Annotated in this window: 12 protein-coding genes; 7 read left to right on the forward strand and 5 right to left on the reverse strand. The window is 61.0% G+C overall.

Annotated elements, in window-relative coordinates; translation table 11 throughout:
- Positions 1-280: 280 nt before the first annotated feature.
- The 3 genes from ACNSTU_RS16325 to ACNSTU_RS16335 all read right to left on the reverse strand — a co-directional run bounded on the left by ACNSTU_RS16325 (position 281) and on the right by ACNSTU_RS16335 (position 3,299).
- The gene (locus ACNSTU_RS16325; RefSeq protein ID WP_418212717.1) at positions 281-622 is read right to left on the reverse strand and encodes a helix-turn-helix transcriptional regulator; all 342 of its coding nucleotides are present in this window, start codon (positions 620-622) and stop codon (positions 281-283) included.
- A protein-coding gene (locus ACNSTU_RS16330) for an IS3 family transposase (protein WP_418212705.1) occupies positions 604-1,790 on the reverse strand; the annotation gives its coding sequence in 2 pieces (ribosomal slippage) (positions 604-1,532 and positions 1,532-1,790; 1,188 coding nt in all). Before ACNSTU_RS16330 ends, ACNSTU_RS16325 begins: the two co-directional genes overlap by 19 nt.
- Before the next feature lie 513 nt (positions 1,791-2,303).
- A complete protein-coding gene (locus ACNSTU_RS16335; protein ID WP_418212706.1) occupies positions 2,304-3,299 on the reverse strand; it encodes a helix-turn-helix transcriptional regulator in 996 nt (331 codons plus the stop codon).
- Between the two features lie 282 nt (positions 3,300-3,581).
- On the opposite strand from ACNSTU_RS16335, the gene ACNSTU_RS16340 reads away from it, so the two are divergent.
- From ACNSTU_RS16340 to ACNSTU_RS16365, 6 genes are all read left to right on the forward strand, one after another.
- Positions 3,582-5,561 (forward strand): type I restriction-modification system subunit M, encoded by a 1,980-nt coding sequence (locus ACNSTU_RS16340; RefSeq protein WP_418212707.1) that lies wholly within the window; start codon positions 3,582-3,584, stop codon positions 5,559-5,561.
- Complete coding sequence (locus ACNSTU_RS16345; protein ID WP_418212708.1) at positions 5,558-6,940, forward strand: restriction endonuclease subunit S; 1,383 nt, start codon at positions 5,558-5,560, stop codon at positions 6,938-6,940. Before ACNSTU_RS16340 ends, ACNSTU_RS16345 begins: the two co-directional genes overlap by 4 nt.
- Positions 6,937-7,869, forward strand: coding sequence for a GIY-YIG nuclease family protein (locus ACNSTU_RS16350; protein WP_418212709.1), 933 nt, complete (start codon positions 6,937-6,939; stop codon positions 7,867-7,869). Before ACNSTU_RS16345 ends, ACNSTU_RS16350 begins: the two co-directional genes overlap by 4 nt.
- Before the next feature lie 4 nt (positions 7,870-7,873).
- Positions 7,874-11,071, forward strand: a complete 3,198-nt coding sequence (locus ACNSTU_RS16355) for a type I restriction endonuclease subunit R (RefSeq protein ID WP_418212710.1) — start codon at positions 7,874-7,876, stop codon at positions 11,069-11,071.
- A gap of 72 nt (positions 11,072-11,143) precedes the next feature.
- The gene (locus tag ACNSTU_RS16360; protein ID WP_418212711.1) at positions 11,144-14,413 is read left to right on the forward strand and encodes an SNF2-related protein; all 3,270 of its coding nucleotides are present in this window, start codon (positions 11,144-11,146) and stop codon (positions 14,411-14,413) included.
- Between the two features lie 141 nt (positions 14,414-14,554).
- Positions 14,555-15,442, forward strand: a complete 888-nt coding sequence (locus tag ACNSTU_RS16365; RefSeq protein WP_418212712.1) for an alpha/beta fold hydrolase — start codon at positions 14,555-14,557, stop codon at positions 15,440-15,442.
- Between the two features lie 266 nt (positions 15,443-15,708).
- Here the strand turns inward: ACNSTU_RS16365 and ACNSTU_RS16370 are convergent, their stop codons facing one another.
- Entirely contained in the window at positions 15,709-16,128 is a 420-nt protein-coding gene (locus ACNSTU_RS16370; RefSeq protein WP_418212713.1) for a phasin family protein, read from the reverse strand.
- Position 16,129: 1 nt separating this feature from the next.
- On the reverse strand, positions 16,130-16,660 hold the full coding sequence (locus ACNSTU_RS16375) for a hypothetical protein (RefSeq protein ID WP_418212714.1): 531 nt from the start codon (positions 16,658-16,660) through the stop codon (positions 16,130-16,132).
- Between the two features lie 158 nt (positions 16,661-16,818).
- Here ACNSTU_RS16375 and ACNSTU_RS16380 point away from each other — a divergent pair, with 158 nt between their 5' ends.
- Positions 16,819-17,220 carry a helix-turn-helix domain-containing protein gene (locus tag ACNSTU_RS16380; RefSeq protein ID WP_418212715.1) on the forward strand — a complete coding sequence of 134 codons (402 nt, stop codon included), beginning with the start codon at positions 16,819-16,821 and terminating at the stop codon, positions 17,218-17,220.
- Positions 17,221-17,304: the final 84 nt, after the last annotated feature.

Here is a 17,304-nt window from a genome sequence, read left to right on the forward strand (position 1 = left end):
GAGGGCGTGCAGGTTCACAGCCCGGGTTGGGTTTCGCTGGCGCGGTGCGCAGCGGCGTCGCTTCGCATCGCGCCGCATTGGGTGATCCGCGAGCGGCCCGGGCGCCTTGTCGTGCATTGCCGCATGGATGGACTGGCGGCGGCTGAGCGCAAGGCGTGTGCGCGAGTCATTCACGCGCTGTGCGTGACCGCACGCGAGACATGCCAGATCTGCGGCACGCAAGGTCGCGACGTTGTATCGCCGGATGGCGTCTCGCCGCTTTGCTTATGCCCGGGCTGCGTCAGCCGTAGCGGGAGGCAGCCTGCCGAAGTGCCTGTGCAATCTCGTCGCGCAGGTGCGGCGGGTTGACCACCTCGACGTTCGCACCGAGCCCCAGGAGCCACCAGCGCACTTGAGCGGTATCAGAGACAGTGGCGGTGAGGCGCACCCGGCCGTCGCGTTCGTCCTGGGTCATCTGATCCTGACTTAGCGGCGTCTCCCGCAGGTGAAACGCCGTCTGCTCTTCCAGCAACAGCTCCAACGCCAGGGGCTCATTGCCCAGCCTGAAGTTCAGCCCACCCTCATCGACGTAGCGGGCCAGGTCGAAACTGGAGTTATCCCGCCTCAGTGGACAGGTTCGGATTTGAGTTCGTGGACACGTTCAGCATGCAGTCGCTCGTAGTTCACGGGTGACATTTGCCCGATTGCGGAATGACGCCGATGCGGGTTGTACCAGCCTTCGATGAACCGGAACACTTCCAGCCGTGCCTCCGTGGGGTTGCGGAATCGACGGCGATCCAGCAGCTCGCACTCCAGCGTGGCGAAGAAGCTCTCCGCCATGGCGTTGTCGAAGCAATCACCGACGGAGCCCATCGAAGGGCGGACGCCTTTCTCCCGGCAACGAGTGCCGAACGCAATCGAGGTGTACTGGCAACCTTGGTCGCTGTGATGGATGACTCCATCAGGCTGACGCTGCCACAGCGCCATCTCCAGGGCGTCGAGCACCAGATCCGTTCTCAGGTGCGTGGCCATCGCCCAGCCGACCACACGGCGGCTGAACACGTCCAGGACGATCGCCAGATACAGAAAACCGCTCCAGGTCGGGATGTAGGTGATGTCGGCGACGTAGAGCTCGTCGGGGGCATCGGCCGAGAAATCCCGCTCAACCAGATCCGGCTCACCCCGGCGGCCTTCGTCGCGCACCGTTGTGAACACCCCCTTGCGACGGCTCACGCCCTGAATTCCGGCACCACGCATCAACCGGGCAACCCGCTTACGGCCAATGCGCCAGTTCTCGTCCTTGAGATCTTCATGGAGCCGCGGTGCCCCGTAGCTGCCATCAGAGCGTTTGTGCAGGGCCTTGATTCGCTCTGTGAGCACCGCATCGGTGATCTCCCGCTGGGACGGCACACGGGTGCGCCACGCATAGTAGCCGCTGGGGGAGACGCCCAGCACCCGGCACATGGTGGCAACACTGTGAAAGGCCCGGTTCACTTCGACGAACCTGAAGATCTCGGTGGCACAGAATCGGTCTCCCGAGCGAACCAGGCCGCGGCCTTTGACAGGATCTCCCGCTCCTCACGCAGGCGTTTATTCTCCTGGCGGAGGCGCCGCAGCTCATCCTGCTCGGCCGACGTGGGACCATCATGCCGGACGCCGGCATCGCGGTCGGCCTGGGCAACCCAGTTCACGATGGTCTGCGCCGAGGGCTCAAACTCGTGGGCCAGCTCCCAGGGCGTACGCCCGCTGCGTACCAGATCGATCATCTGTTGCCGGAACTCCGGCGGATACGGTGGTCGGCTTCGTGGCATCTTGACCTCCTGCTCTTCCTCAAAGGGTCAGATGTCCATCGAAGCGGGTCAACTCCACCCTGCTACAGCCGCGTACGGTGATGGTGTTCTCCTGTCTGTCGGCGCGCAGTATTGCATTGCCGTGTGACGCGTCGTGTCGTGACGGGCTCGGGGGCGGGGGTGGTTGTCCGAGCGGTTTGCGTTCATCATGATAGTGTATAAATATACAGTTTTCTGGTGAATCATGATCGAGAACGCGGCGTACGAGGGCGTGCAGGTTCACAGCCCAGTTTGGTTTCGCTGGCGCGGCGCGCAGCGGCGTCGCTTCGCATTGAGTGATCCGCGAGCGGCCCGGGCGCCTTGTCGTGCATTGCCGCATGGATGGACTGGCGGCGGCTGAACGCAAGGCGTGTGCGCGAGTCGTTCACGCGCTGTGCGTGACCGCACGCGAGACATGCCAGGTCTGCGGCACGCAAGGTCGCGACGTTGCATCGCCGGATGGCGTCTCGCCGCTTCGCTTATGCCCGGCCTGCGTCAGTCGTAGCGGGAGGCAGCCTGCCGAAGTGCCTGTGCTATCTCATTGCGCAGGTGCGGCGGGTTGACCACCTCCACGTTCGCGCCAAGCCCGAGGAGCCACCACCGCACTTGCGCTGTGTCGGCAACAGTGGCGGAGAGCCGCACGCGGCCGTCGCGTTCGACCTGTGTAGCCTGATCCTGACTCAGCGGCGTCTCCCGCAGATGGAACGCCGTTTGTTCTTCCAGCAATAACTCCAATCCCAGTGGTTCGGTGCTCAGCCTGAAATTCAGACCACCCTCGTCAACGTAGCGAACGAGATCGAAATCGTCCGGCCGCCGGGCGGGTGTCTCCATGGGCTCTGCAGCGAGGAGCCGGTGGAGGACGAGCTGCATGATGTCGTCGTAGTCGTTGATCGTGCAGATGAGATACACCACGCCGTCGCGGAAGACCACGCCGAGCGGGTTGACCACGTACTCCGCCTCGGTGCCGTTGTGACGGCGCCGGTACCGGGCATGGAACTGGCGGTCGTCGAAGAGGGCGCTGTAGACGGTGTCCAGGATCGCTGCGTCGACGCTGGGCGGGATCAGCGTCTGGCCGCGAGTGACGGCCTGCACCTTGCCCGGCCAGGCGCTCACCGGGCTCGATTTGTCCCCGAGGACTTGTTCGGCCCGCTGGAAGTAGGGGGCGAGTGCGCTCAGCGTCGCGGGAGCCATCAGTGGGCCTGCGAAATGCTCAGCGAGTTTGAACGCCAGCGCGGTCTGCGGCTCCATCCCCGGGATATCCAACTGTGCCGCATCACGCTCCCAGAACCAGCCATGAGGGCGTGAGCGGTCGTCCACCGACAGCCCGAATAACCGGCCCGAGAGTTCCAGCAGATCCCGCTGAATGGTGCGCTCCGTCGTGGCGTATCCCTGCTCCGCCAGATGTGCCCGAAGGTCGTGGACGGAGATCCTGCGCGGGTGGCGGGGGATATGTCGGAGCATGGTCCACTGCCGCAGAAGGGTGTCGGACATCGTTGATCCTTGTCATTACGCGCTTGTTGCGGCAGATACTGGCTCAATTGCGATTCGCCGTAAATCAATCGCCATACCACTCTGCAAACCGGCTCAGGCGGCGCTCCAAAGGCAAGCACTGCACAAACTGTTGTCGCTGACTGGATGGTTGGGCACCCTGTCAGGAGAATACGAAAGATATGCGCGGGAGCCGGGCACGATTGCGCCCAACGACACCACTTGTCGCCCACCACTGCCAAGCTTCCATTGCCGCACGGTCATGCAGGAAGGAACACCGCATCCATGAACACGGAAAACCACTCCGGAATTGCCTCCTTCATCTGGTCCATCGCCGATCTGCTGCGCGGCGATCTGAAGCAGTCTCAATACGGTCGGGTCATCCTTCCGTTCACACTGTTGCGCCGGATGGAATGCGTTCTGGAGCCCACCAAGGACGCGGTGCTGAAAGCCGCAAAACAGCATGCGGACAAATCCGAAACCGTGCAGGATCGCCTGCTGCATCGCGCCGCGGAGCAGCCGTTCTACAACAGCTCCCCGCTCAGCCTGGCGGCGCTGTCCGATACCCAGACCGGGCAGGATTTGATGAGCTACGTGCATGCGTTCAGTCCCCAGGCGCGGGCCATCTTCGATCATTTCAACTTCGAAGACTTCGTGCAGCTGCTGGAGAGCAGCAATCTGCTGTATCAGGTGGTGCAGGAATTCGCCGCCGTCGATCTCAGCCCACAGCGCATCTCCAACTTCGGCATGGGCAGTGTGTTCGAGGAGCTGATCCGCAAGTTCGCCGAGAGCTCCAACGAGACCGCCGGCGAGCACTTCACCCCGCGTGACATCGTGCATCTGGCCACGTCGCTGGTGATGACCGGCGAGGAACATCAGCTTCAGCCGGGCAAGATCCTCACCATCTACGATCCAACAGCCGGCACGGGTGGCTTCCTGTCCGAAGCGGAAGCTTACGTGAAGTCCATCAGCAATGAAGTCGATGTGTCGGTGAGTGGCCAGGAGCTCAACCCCGAGTCCTACGCCATCTGCGTCGGCGACATGCTCATCAAGGGCGAGCAGGTTGAGCACATCAAACTGGGCAACACCCTCGCGGACGACCAGCTGCGCGGCCAGACGTTCGACGTCATGCTCAGCAATCCGCCGTTCGGCGTGGACTGGAAGAAGGTGCAGACCCAGGTCCAGAAGGAACACAAGGAGCGCGGCTACGAAGGGCGCTTTGGCCCCGGGCTGCCACGGGTCTCGGATGGTTCACTGCTGTTTCTCATGCACCTGGTCGCCAAGATGCGCCCGGCGGAGAAGGGTGGCTCGCGCATCGGCATCATCCTGAACGGCTCGCCGCTGTTTACCGGTGGCGCCGGCAGCGGTGAATCCGAGATCCGGCGCTATCTGCTGGAGAAGGATCTGGTGGAGGCCATCGTCGCGTTGCCGTCGGATGCGTTCTTCAACACCGGCATCAACACCTACGTGTGGGTGCTGTCCAACGACAAGCCCGAGCAGCGGCGCAACAAGGTCCAGCTCATCAACGCGGCCGACCGTTACGCCAAGATGCGCAAATCCCTGGGCAGCAAGCGCAACTACATCCCCGAGTCCGACCAGGACGAGATCGTGCGCCTCTACGGTCGATTTGAGGAAACCGACGAAAGCAAGATCTTCCCCACCCGGGCGTTCGGCTACCGGCGCATCACCGTCGAGCGACCTCTTCGGCTCAACTTCCAGGCGAGCGAGGACCGCATCCGCCGCATCCTGGAGGAAAAACCGATCCAGAAGCTCGACGAGGACACCCAGGTGAGTATTCTCGCCGCGGTTGATGCCATGGACGGAGAAACCGTCTACCGCGACCGGGAGGCGTTCACCAAGGCCCTCAAGCAGGCGCTGAAGGCGAGGGACGTCAAGCTCGGTGCCCCGCACCTCAAGTCTGTGCTCAATGCTCTGTCCGAGCGCGACCCGGAGGCCGAGCCGTGTACCGACAACAAGGGCAACCCGGAGCCGGACACCAGCCTGCGCGACAACGAGAACGTGCCGCTCGGCGAGTCCGTCTACGACTACTTCGAGCGCGAAGTCCTGCCCCATGTGCCGGATGCGTGGATCGATGAGTCCAAGAAGGATGAGAAGGACGGCGAAGTCGGTATCGTCGGCTACGAAATCCCCTTCAACCGCCACTTCTACGTGTTCGAGCCGCCGCGGCCGTTGGAGGAAATCGACGCTGACCTCAAGGAATGCACGGACACCATCAAGCGGATGATCGAGGAGATGGCGGTATGAGCTATCCGAGTTATCCGGAGTACGCGGAATCAGGGATCAAGTGGGTGGGAGCGATCCCAGCATATTGGGAAACTTGGAAAATATCTCACGCGTTTAAAGAGATTGGGAGTGGTACGACTCCACCGAGCAACGAGGCCGATTGGTATACAGATGGAACTATCCCGTGGGTCACGACCAGCGAACTCCGGGAAAACACCATTTCTGATACGCAAAGCTACGTTACCAAAGAAGCTCTAGCTCGCCTTTCCTCATTAAGGGTCCACCCACCCGGCTCATTACTAATAGCCATGTATGGAGCGACGATTGGCCGAATGGGGGTTTTAGGGGTTCATGCAACAACAAACCAAGCGTGTTGCGCGCTATCTTCCCCGATAAAGCTTGATCCTAAATATACCTTTTATTGGTTCTCAGTATTCAAGGCCCCGATCATAGAGATGTTTGCGACGGGTGGGGGACAGCCAAATATCAACCAAGAAACTATTGCCTCAATTCGGATTCCGGCACCTCCGATTTCAGAACAAACCCAAATCGCCCGCTTCCTCGACCACGAAACCGCCCGTATCGACGCCCTGATCGCCGAACAGCAGCGCCTGATCGAGTTGCTCAAGGAAAAGCGCCAGGCGGTGATTTCCCATGCCGTGACCAAGGGGCTGGATCCGGATGTGCCGATGAGGGATTCCGGGGTGGAGTGGTTTGGGGAGCTGCCAGCCCACTGGCAAGTAAAACGCTTGAAACACATAACCTCGGCCATCGGTGGATCGACCCCCTCTAAAGACCGACCCGAGTTTTGGGATGGATCTATCCCTTGGGTGTCACCCAAAGACATGAAGGTAAAAGTAATCAACCAAACGATTGATCAGATCACAGAGGAAGCAGTCCTGGAGAATAACCTTTCGTTGGCCGACCCCGGGATGGTTCTGGTCGTTGTAAGAGGGATGATTTTGGCGCATTCCTTACCGTTGGCAATCACGGCTTCTAAAGTCGCTTTAAATCAGGACATGAAAGCTCTTAAGACAGAAAAATTCATGGATTCAGAATACCTGTTTGACCTCCTGTCTGGAATTAAGGATGTTGCTTTTGAATTTGTAGACTCATCCGCACATGGCACAAGGCGTTTGGAATGGGAGCGTTTTAGGGAGATATTGCTTCCAATTCCTCCACTTTCTGAGCAGAGAGAGTTGTCATATAGAATTAATGCGGCGAAAGGTCAGATTGATCAGTTATCGCAAGAAGCTCAAAAGGCGATTGGACATCTTCAGGAGCGTCGCTCTGCTCTTATCTCCGCTACCGTAACCGGCAAAATCGACGTCCGTGACTGGCTGCCACCAACCTCAGAGGCTTTCGGTGAAGCCACGGTAAGCGAAGGGGCCACCGCATGACCCAGGGCCGCAGCATCCGCCTGTTCCTGGTCGATGGCGCTCCGAACGGCCTGCTTACGGCCGAGATCATGAACTGGACCGGCCACGTGCTCACCGGCCCGCGGAGCAAGCTGCCTGAAATCATAGAGCGGCCGGAGTGTGTCCGCACCGGCATCTATTTTCTCGTCGGGCCGGACCCGGGCAACAGCATGCGGCCTCTGGTCTACATTGGCGAAAGCGACGACGTCGCGGCACGGCTCAAGCAGCACAATCGCGAAGAGGGCAAAGGCGGCAAGGATTTCTGGGAGAAGGTCTGTCTGGTGACCAGCAAGGATCAGAACCTGACCAAGGCCCATGTGAAGTACCTGGAGAGTCGGCTGATGGCGCAAGCCAAGCACGCGGGGCGCTGCGGCTTGGTCAACGGTACCGCGCACGAGTATGGCGTATTGCCCGAGGCGGATCAGTCGGATATGGCGTTCTTCGCAGAGCAGATCCGGATCGTCCTGCCGGTGCTTGGCTTTGATTTTCTCAAGGCTCCTGCTGAGACGGGTTCCACCCAGCAGACACCTGCCTCGCCGGAGTCGCCGGTCTTCGAAATGGCGATTCCCAAGTACGGCATCAATGCACGGGCGCGGGAAATCGACGGTGAGTTTGTGGTGCTTGAGGGATCACTGGCTCGTGACAGCTGGGTCTCGGAGCACAAGGGCTACAGCGACCTGTTTCAGCAACTGGTTCAGGATGGCGTGCTGGTGTCGAATGAGACAGATAAGCGCCGGTTCACCAAGGACCACAGCTTCTCCAGCCCAAGTGCCGCAGCTGCCGTGGTCTCGGGCCGAAATGCCAATGGGCGCACGAGCTGGTTCGTTGAGGGAACCAGGAAGAGCTACAGCGACTGGCAGGATGAGATCATCAGCCAGCAAAGCCACGATCCCGATTTAGGCGAAGCGTAACGTCATGGCTGACGAGCGAGAACACCAGTTCCAGAAGGACATCATCAACGAGATGACGGCCCAGGGGTGGCAGACCGGCAGAGCCGACGGTTACGACCGCGAGCTGGCGCTCTACACGCAGGATCTGGTCGATTTCTTCAAGGAGGCCTATCCGGATCGCTGGGAGAAGTTTGCCAAGGCGTATCCCGCTGATCCGGAGCGCCAGCTGTGCGTCGCGGTGGACCGGGAGCGGCGCAAGAAGGGTACGCTCTTTGTCCTGCGCAATTCCGTACGCCTGCCGGGCCACGTCATCGAGACTTGCGCGTTCAAGCCGGACCACGGCATGAACCCGGAGGCCGATCAGCGCTACCACGCCAACCGGCTACGGGTGGTGCCGGAGGTGTCCTACTCGCCCCATGCCGGGCAGAACTACAACCCCCGGCTGGACTTGGTGCTGTTCGTCAATGGCATGCCTACGGCCACGCTGGAGCTCAAGAGCGAGTTCAAGCAGTCTGTGGAGCGGGCCAAGCGCCAGTATCAGCACGATCGGCCGCTGAAGGCGCCCACCAACAAGCAGGTGGAGCCGCTGCTGGCGTTCAAGACCGGCGCGCTGGTGCACTTCGCCGTCAGCCAGGACCGGGTGGCCATGACCACTCGGCTGGCCGGCAAGGACACCGGCTTTCTGCCGTTCGACAAGGGCACTCCAGAGGGCGGTGCCGGCAACCCGACCCCTACGGATCCCGACGACTATGCCACGGGCTATCTCTGGAATGAGGTCTTTGCCCCGGATGCCTGGTTGCGGATCCTGCAGCGCTTTCTGCACCTGGAGCAGAAAGAGGAGGAAGACTTCCACGGCAACATCACGACGAAGGAAAACCTCATTTTCCCGCGCTATCACCAGTGGGAGGTGGTTAACCGGCTCATCGAGACGACGCGGGAAGAGGGTGCCGGAGCGCGCTACCTGATTCAGCACAGCGCCGGGTCGGGTAAGTCCAACTCCATTGCCTGGACGGCGCACCAGCTTGCCGGGCTCTACGATGAGGATGACGCTAAGTTGTTCAACTCGGTGATCGTCATCACCGATCGCACGGTGCTCGACAGCCAACTCCAGAACACCATCCGCCAGTTCGAGCGCACCGAGGGTATGGTCCGGGCCATCACCCGGGATGAAAAAACCTCCCAGAGCAAGTCCGAGCAGTTGGCGGATGCGCTGCGCAAGGGGACGCGCATCATCGTGGTGACTATCCAGACCTTTCCGGCGCTGTATGACGCGCTGGAGAAGGATAAGGCGCTCGCCCAGGGTCGGTACGCCGTCATCGCTGATGAGGCCCACTCCTCTCAAACCGGCGCGTCCGCGACCAAACTCAAAGCCCTGCTGGGCGGTGGGGACGGGGAGGGCGACGAAGACGAGGTCAGTGCTGAGGACGTGCTGGATGCAGCGGTGTCGTCACGCAAGCCGGCCACCCAGTTGAGCTACTACGCGTTCACCGCCACGCCCAAGGGCAAGACGCTGGAGCTATTCGGCCGGCCACCGAACCCGAGCGAACCGAAGAGTGAGGATAACCTCCCCGAGCCATTCCACCTGTACTCCATGCGCCAGGCCATCGAGGAAGGGTTCATTCTGGATGTGCTCAAGAACTATGTGACCTACAACGTCGCCTGGAGGCTGGCCCATCCCCACGGCGACGAGGAGGAAGTGGAGTCGCGCAAGGCCTCGGCCACTCTGGCGCGTTGGGTGCGCCTGCATCCCCACAATATCAACCAGAAGGTGGAGGTCATCGTCGAGCACTTCCGCGCCAATGTGCGGCATCTGCTTGACGGACAGGCCAAGGCCATGGTGGTCACCGCCAGCCGTCAGGAAGCCGTGCGCTACATGCTCGCCATGCGCCGGTATGTGCAGCAGCAGGGCTATCAGGATGTGTTCCCGCTGGTTGCCTTCTCCGGTGAGGTGCCCGCTGATGAGGTGATACCGGAGTCGGTGACCGAGACCGGCAAGCTGCTCAACCCCGGCCTCCACGGCCGCAACCACTCCGACGCGTTCGACACCGACGACTACAACGTGATGCTGGTTGCCAACAAGTTCCAGACCGGCTTCGACCAGCCCAAGCTCTGCGCGATGTACGTGGACAAGAAGCTGCAGGGTGTGGAGTGCGTGCAGACCCTCTCCCGCCTGAACCGCGTCTTCCCGGGCAAAGAGACCTTCATTCTTGATTTCGTCAACGACGTCGCCGACATCCAGGCGGCCTTTGAGCCCTACTACCAGCAGACTGAGCTGGCCAACGTCTCCGACGCCCAGGTGGTGTACGACCTGTTCGACAAGCTCAACGAGGCGGACATCTACACCTGGAGTGAGGTTGAGGAATTCGCCAGGGCGTTCTTCGACCCCAAGGCGAAGTCAGCGCGCCTCACCAACGCCTGCCAGCCCGCCAAGGATCGCTTCAAGGCCCGTTATGACGATGCCCAGAATCAGTTGCACGAGGCACGCCGCCAGGCATTGGAAGCTGAGAGAAAGGGCGACCAGCGTGGTCAGAAGCGAGCAGAGCACGACCTCAAACAGGCCGGTGAGCAGCGCGACGCGCTCGATACCTTCCGGAAGGACCTGCAGAGCTTTGTGCGCGCCTACGAGTTCCTCTCGCAGATCGTCTTCTACGACGACCGGGATCTGGAGCAGCTTTGCGTGTTTGCCCGGAGTCTCCATCCATTGCTGCGTATTGAGCGGCTGGATGAAGACATCGACGTATCCGAACTGGAGCTGACCCACTACCGCCTGACCAAACAGGCTGAGAACCGCCTTGAGCTTGGTGAAGAGCCGGGGGAGTACACCCTGAAGCCGGTCAGCGACGTGGGCTCAGGAAAGGCGCATGATCCGGAAACCAAGCGCCTCTCGGAGATCATCGAGTCACTGAACGAGATCTTCGGCAGCGATACTACGGCGGACGATCAGCTCCATTACGCCAAAGGGCTCATGGGGCGCCTGGAGCGGGAAGAGTCGGTAATGACCCAGGTGCTCAATAACGATCCTAACCAGATCATGCGTGGCTCGCTCTTCGCGCAGAGGCTGCAGGACCTCGTGCTGGATGACATGAGCGAGCACCAGGACATGGCGGAAAAGGCGATGGAAACGCCGGAAAACGAGGTGAAGCTGGCGCATCTGGTGTTGAGGCTGTTGCTGGACAAGCATCAGCGCCCGGGTGGGGTGGTGGCACACAACTCGTTGCCATAACTCTGAATCTGCTCTGACTTTCGATGGGCGTGCTATTGCTTATCTGAAGCACAGGCGAGCCGGAGCTGCTCGATGAGTGAACAACAACAGGACATGGAGCAGTTCCGGCTCTTCGACCAGCCCGAAGACCGCTTGCGGCGTATGACGTCCGGGCTGTGGCCCCCACACGAGCGATTTCCCTATACAGCGGGCGGAAGGAAAGTAGGGGAGGCCGTCCTCAGCGACCTCTACGCGGCGTACAGGCCGCTAATCATCACAGGCTATGCGTCGCTGGATGAGCTGATCCCGTTCCTGGCGAAGGCTGGGCCGGCTGCCGACGAGATACGCCTGCTGCTGGGCAGTGAGCCCTACCCGGCTCAGCGTGGACATGTCTCCATGGGAGAGCAGACGTACTCCGAGGAAATGATGGAGTACTGGCTGGAGAGGGGGATCTCGCTACGCCTGAGCGGGACAATCGTCTCCGTGATCGATCTCTTGCGATCGGGAAAGGTGCGGGCGCGCTTTGTCGAAGGCGTTCGGCTGCACGCCAAGATGTACTGCACCGAGAAGGCGGTGACGCTGGGGTCGAGTAATTTCTCCGCCAGTGGGTTGCGCGGACAACTGGAGGGGAATGCGCGATTCGTGGCCTCCGATCAACGCCACCAGGAGGCCTGGCAGCTCGCGGAGCGTTATTGGGAGCACGGCGAGGACTTCAACGCGCAGCTCATAGCGCTCCTGGAGCAGCTGCTGCGACTGGTCGAGTGGCAGGAGGCGATCGCACGGGCGGCGGCCGAGCTGCTGGACGGGGAGTGGGCGCAGGCCTATATCGAGCAACAGCTAATGCCAACCGATGCGCCTCTGTGGCCCAGTCAGAGGCAGGGCATCGCGCAGGCATTGTGGCTCCTCGACACCGTGGGCAGTGTGCTGGTGGCAGATGCAACGGGGTCAGGGAAGACCCGAATGGGCGCGCATCTGATCCGGGCCACGCTCGATCGCATCTGGAGTTCCGGACGGGCGCGCAAAGGGCGGCCCATCATGGTTTGTCCGCCTGCTGTTGTGGACGCGTGGGAGCGCGAGGCGAACCTGTGCAACTTGCCGCTGAAGAGTTACTCGCACGGGACTCTGAGCCATGCGGGATCGAGTCGCCGCGATGATGCGACTGAAGCACTGCGGCGCTCGCAGGTCCTCGCCGTCGACGAAGCGCACAATTTCCTCAACCTGGCTTCGAACCGGACACGGCTGTTGCTTGGGAACATGGCGGATCACACCGCTCTGTTTACTGCCACGCCGATCAACCGCGGCGTCTCCGACCTGTTACGCCTGGCCGACATGCTGGGTGCAGACAACCTCAGCGAGCAGACGCTGGACATGTTCGAGACGCTTCTGCGCAGCAATAAGCTGGACCGCTCGCTGACCGAGGGCGAGTTCTCCGCGCTCCGAGGAGAGATTCAGACGTTCACGGTCCGGCGAACCAAGGCGGCGTTGAATCGACTTGTGGATCAATCCCCGGATAGCTATCTGGATGGTGCAGGCAACCGGTGCCGTTTTCCGCGCCACCAGCCACTCGCCTACGGGCTGGCCGAGTCGGACGAGGACCGGGCCATCGCCAGGGAGATTCGGGGGCTGGCGGCCCAACTCCGAGGCTTGAGTTACCTCGTCAAACCCATCGAGATGCCGCAGGTGCTCAGAGGCCCCGACGGCATGACCGAAGAGCAGTACCTCGATGCACGCCTGAAGAGTGCAGCGCGCCTGCCTGCGTATTTGGTCATGGCGACGCTGCGGTCGTCATGGGTCGCGCTCATGGAACATCTCCGGGGTACCCAGTGGGCGCAGCAGTACGTGCCGGCCACAAAGCATCTCAGGAAGAACGCGACCGGCAACGTCCTGGGTCAGCTCGAGGAGCGCGCAGGACAGCCACCGACGAACAGGCTCAGCATCCCGCTTCCTTCCTGGTTGAGCGATGAAAAGGAGCACGAGAAAGCCTGCCGGGAAGAAATCGAGATCTATATGGAGATCGGGCGTCTGGCGAACAAGTTGTCGAGCGGGCGGGAGGACGCCAAAGCCGACAAACTGGCGGCCCTTGCGAAGAAGCATGCGCATATTGTCGCGTTTGACAGCCGCCCGATCACGCTTGCCGACATGCGGTCCCGGCTTGAACTCAGGGGAGTCGATGCGGTTGTTGCAACGGGCAGCGAGCGAGGTGGCCGGGATCAGGTGACGCAGAAATTCAGGCCTGGGGCTGAAGCCGCGGACAGGGAGGCGATGGTCGCTCTTTGCTCCGACAGCATGTCTGAGGGGATCAATTTGCAAAGCGCGTCGTGCGTGTTCCTGCTCGACATGCCGAGCGTGATCAGAATCGCGGAGCAGCGGGTGGGGCGTGTCGATCGCATGGACAGCCCCCACAAGGACATCGAGGCCTGGTGGCCAGAGGATGCGTCCGAGTTCGCACTGCGCACGGATGAACGCTTCATCGAGCGTTATGAGCAGGTGGATGCGCTGCTCGGTTCGAACCTGCCGTTGCCTGAATACATCCAGGGGCGAACCGAGCGCGACGACGCGAGAGTGAAGCCGTTGGAGATGGCCAGGGAGGTCGAAGAATCGCTCAACGACAGCGGATGGGATGGGATCGAGGATGCCTTCGCGCCGGTAAGAAATCTTGTCCTTGGCTCCGAGGCCATCATCGGCGAGGCGCTTTATGAATCGACCCGCGGAGTCAACGCGACGGTACTGTCACGCGTGAGTCTGGTTCGCGCAGAGCACCCATGGGCGTTTTTCTGCATCAGAGGGTCGTCGTCGGGTGCGCCGAAGTGGCTGCTCTTCGAGGAACCAACGGCGACTCCCACAACGTCCCTGGGGAGGGTATGCGACGGATTGCGTGCGCGCCTTGGCCCGGACGTGGAGTCGGGTGATCTCGATGAGGGGGCGCAACAGCTTCTGGATAGGTTCCTCGGCAGGTTGCACGATGCGGAGAAAAGGCTCCTCCCGAGGAAGAAGCAGCGTGCTCTGGACGAATTGGTCCGGGTTGTTCGTGTGTATCGCGAGGAGGCATCGCGGGTACAGCAACAGGAGAAAGCCGATTTCTACGGTCGGCTGATTGATCTGGTCGAGCGTCCGAGGGAGGGCGAGGTGCCGGACTGGAACGATCTCGCAGAGCGTTGGCTCGATCTCATCCGCCCGGCCTGGTACAGCGAACTGGCGCAGCGCAAGCGCAACCGGCCATTACTGTTGAAAGACCTGCGCAAGCCGCTGACGGGGTCGCATCAACTCTCCTTCGAGACGATCAGCCAGGCAATGAAGGGCCTCAAGCTGACCTCCCCGATTGAAGAGCGAGTGGCGGCGTGCATTATCGGTGTCAGGCAATAGCGGATGCCACGACGAAGCCATTCGCCGGCTTCGTCCGATCGAGCGTACAGGGGACCAGCCATGTTGCGTGGTCGGCAGGGTCGGCGCAGACTCGAACGACCGCTATCTTGCGGGGAATAGAACTCTTGGAGGGGTCTCGCGATGACCGATGTACAGACGGTATCGATACCGCATCTCGGACAGTCCCGTATGGGGTACCGCTTTGGGCGGGCGTACGATCCAGCGCTACCGACGCTTGTGATGGTCAACTCCTTTAGCACCTCATCAGAACTCTACCGTCCGCAGTTCGCGGATGAGGAACTGAGCGCGAACGCCAACCTGCTCGCCATTGAGCCGTTTGGCCACGGCCAGACGCGAACCGCCTACGAGCACTTCACTTACTGGGACTCCGCGCTAGGCAATCTGCAGGTGCTCGACGCCCTGGGAATCTCCTCCGCGTTTGTTCTCGGGACCTCTCAGGGCGGGTGGATAGCGGCCCGCATGGCCATGCTCGAGCCCAAGCGGATCCAGGGTATTATCCCCCTTGGCACCTCCATGGATAACGAAAGTCAGCGCACGCGGGACTTGGGGTGCTGGGACGGCCGTGAAGCGTGTTCGCCCGTGATCGATTCGCTGTCGCAGCCTCTGGGTGATGATTGGGTTCCGGAGGACGCGTTTTCCGACTTTATCGTCAGTGTCGGCATTGGTGACGATATCCCGCAGGAGGAAAAGGACCGGGTGCGCGCCGCGCACAAGGCGCATTACCGCGGGGATGACGGGAGGAAGCGCCTTCGTATGTGCGCAATCAACCTTCGGGATCGGGATGGTCTGCACGGTCGCCTGGACGGTGTGCACTGCCCAGTCCTATGGATGCACGGCACGAAGGACCAGGTCTACTCGGTCGCCAACGCCGAGGAAGAGATCAGGTTGTTCACCAGCGCTGCGGACGCCTCGCTCAGCGTTGTCGATGGAGGTCAGCACTTCCTGAGTGCGTCTGATCCGCATGCGATCAACCGTGCAACGGTTGCCTTTATCAAGAAGTGGCAATGAACCACGGCACTCCCTTGAGTGCAGCTCTATGTCTCGGCCGGTCACGAGCCGTTAAGCCTCTTGGATGGTTCCCGCCGGTCGAGGCTCTCGGGCCTTGACCGGTGACGCGATGAGGTGCTGGCCCAAGCACTGAGCCCATGCCTATACGTGCAGGTCAACGAACAAGGTGTCCGGTTGAATTGGGGGCTCCTTCACGCAGGGAATGGATACAAAAAAAACGCCACTCCGGAGAGTGGCGTTTTTCGGTACAACGTCAGCGTTGAGCCTTACTTGCTCTGGCTGGCGGCCTTGGTCGTGCTCTTAGCCTCTTCCTTGGCTGTCTTTGTCACGTCCTGGGCGGCCTGGGACACGTTCTGCGCGCTCTCCTGAGTGACCTTCTGCGCATTCTCTGCGAAGGCCTGGTTCAGAGAGACAACCTTCTCGGCGTCACCCTTCATGCGCTCGCCAAGCTCTTTGGCCACATTCTGCTGGCTCTCGATGTAGGCGCGTACATCCGACGGATCCTTTACTTCCAGCGCAGCGCGAGCCTGCTTCACACCGGTCTCAGCGAAGGCCTTGGTGGCTTCGAACTGCAGGTTGGCGAGCTGCTCGACGTGGTCAAGCATCATGCTGGCGTAGGTGCGAGCCGGGGCGGCAAAGGTGCTGTCAAACTGCTGCTGCATCTGGTTTACGGTTTCGTTACTCATTTCAATCATCCTTTGGGTCGAACATGCTGCAAAGACGTTTTGCCTTTGATGCGATGCAATATAGCAAAAGAAATGTTGCAGCGCAACAATGTTTCGATTTTATGAGATCAGGGAGGCATGGCTGTCGGGTGGAGATGTGCGGCGAACCGTGGATTCGGCTCGGGAAAAGGTAATCCCCGAATTGCGAGCGGGCCTCGGCCACCCATTCCTCGACAGCTCGTCGGGTATTCGGCGTGAGTTCGAACTGAACAGGTCGCCCCGTCTTTTGTTGGATGACGGCGGCCCGCTTGACTGCTTTCCCGCCATGCACGACATCACGGACCTGGAGGCTGACGAGGTCACAGCCTCGGAGCTTGCTGTCTATCGCGAGGTTGAACAGAGCGAGCTGTCGTGTGTTCTGGTCGAGCTGGAGTCGGATGCGAATTCCCCAGACTTCAGGGAGTTTCAGCGGGGGCTTCGGACCAATCAGGTGGCCCTTGTTCCAAGGGGTGCGTTCGGTTGTCTGCTGGCGGGCCGGGTTGGCGGTGGTCATGGCTTAATATCTCCGCAGAGGGTGGGATGTTAAGCATCGATCATGACGGGGCCACGCGCTGTATTGGCGTCTAGCGTTGCAAGCCGTGTTTCGTTTGTTGCGTTTAACGGTTATTGCGATTATTGTCGAATGAGCACACACGCACTCCGGAGCACCCGATGCAGACACCCAGTGGCGACAACCAGCTCCCCGATCATGAGGCTGCTGCACTTGCCCGTGCCAGCGCGACGGAGCTGAGCAGACTTCTGGCTCAGCAGCCTGACTCCGACCGGGCCCGGGTTCAGCTCGACGGCACCGATCTGGTGCTGCCGCGCCAGGCGCTCGCGCTGCTGCGTGACCTGCTTGGCGAGATGGCCCAGGGCAATGCGGTGACGATCGTGCCGACCCACGCAGAGCTCACGACGCAGGAAGCGGCAGACATCCTCAATGTCTCCCGGCCGCATCTCGTCAAACTTCTAGAGCGGGGCGAGCTTCCTTTCTCAAAGGTAGGTACCCATCGCCGGATTCGATACCAGGACCTCCCAACTTCGACAGTTCACACCCTCACGAAGGCCTTTTGAGGCGATTGGCTGATGCAGTGGCGCGGGTTGGCGGCTGATTTGGAGTTTTTCAGCGTGTAGTGGCACATGGGTTTGCCGATAGTA

Source organism: Aquisalimonas sp. APHAB1-3 (assembly GCF_048323695.1).
GTDB lineage: Bacteria > Pseudomonadota > Gammaproteobacteria > Nitrococcales > Aquisalimonadaceae > Aquisalimonas.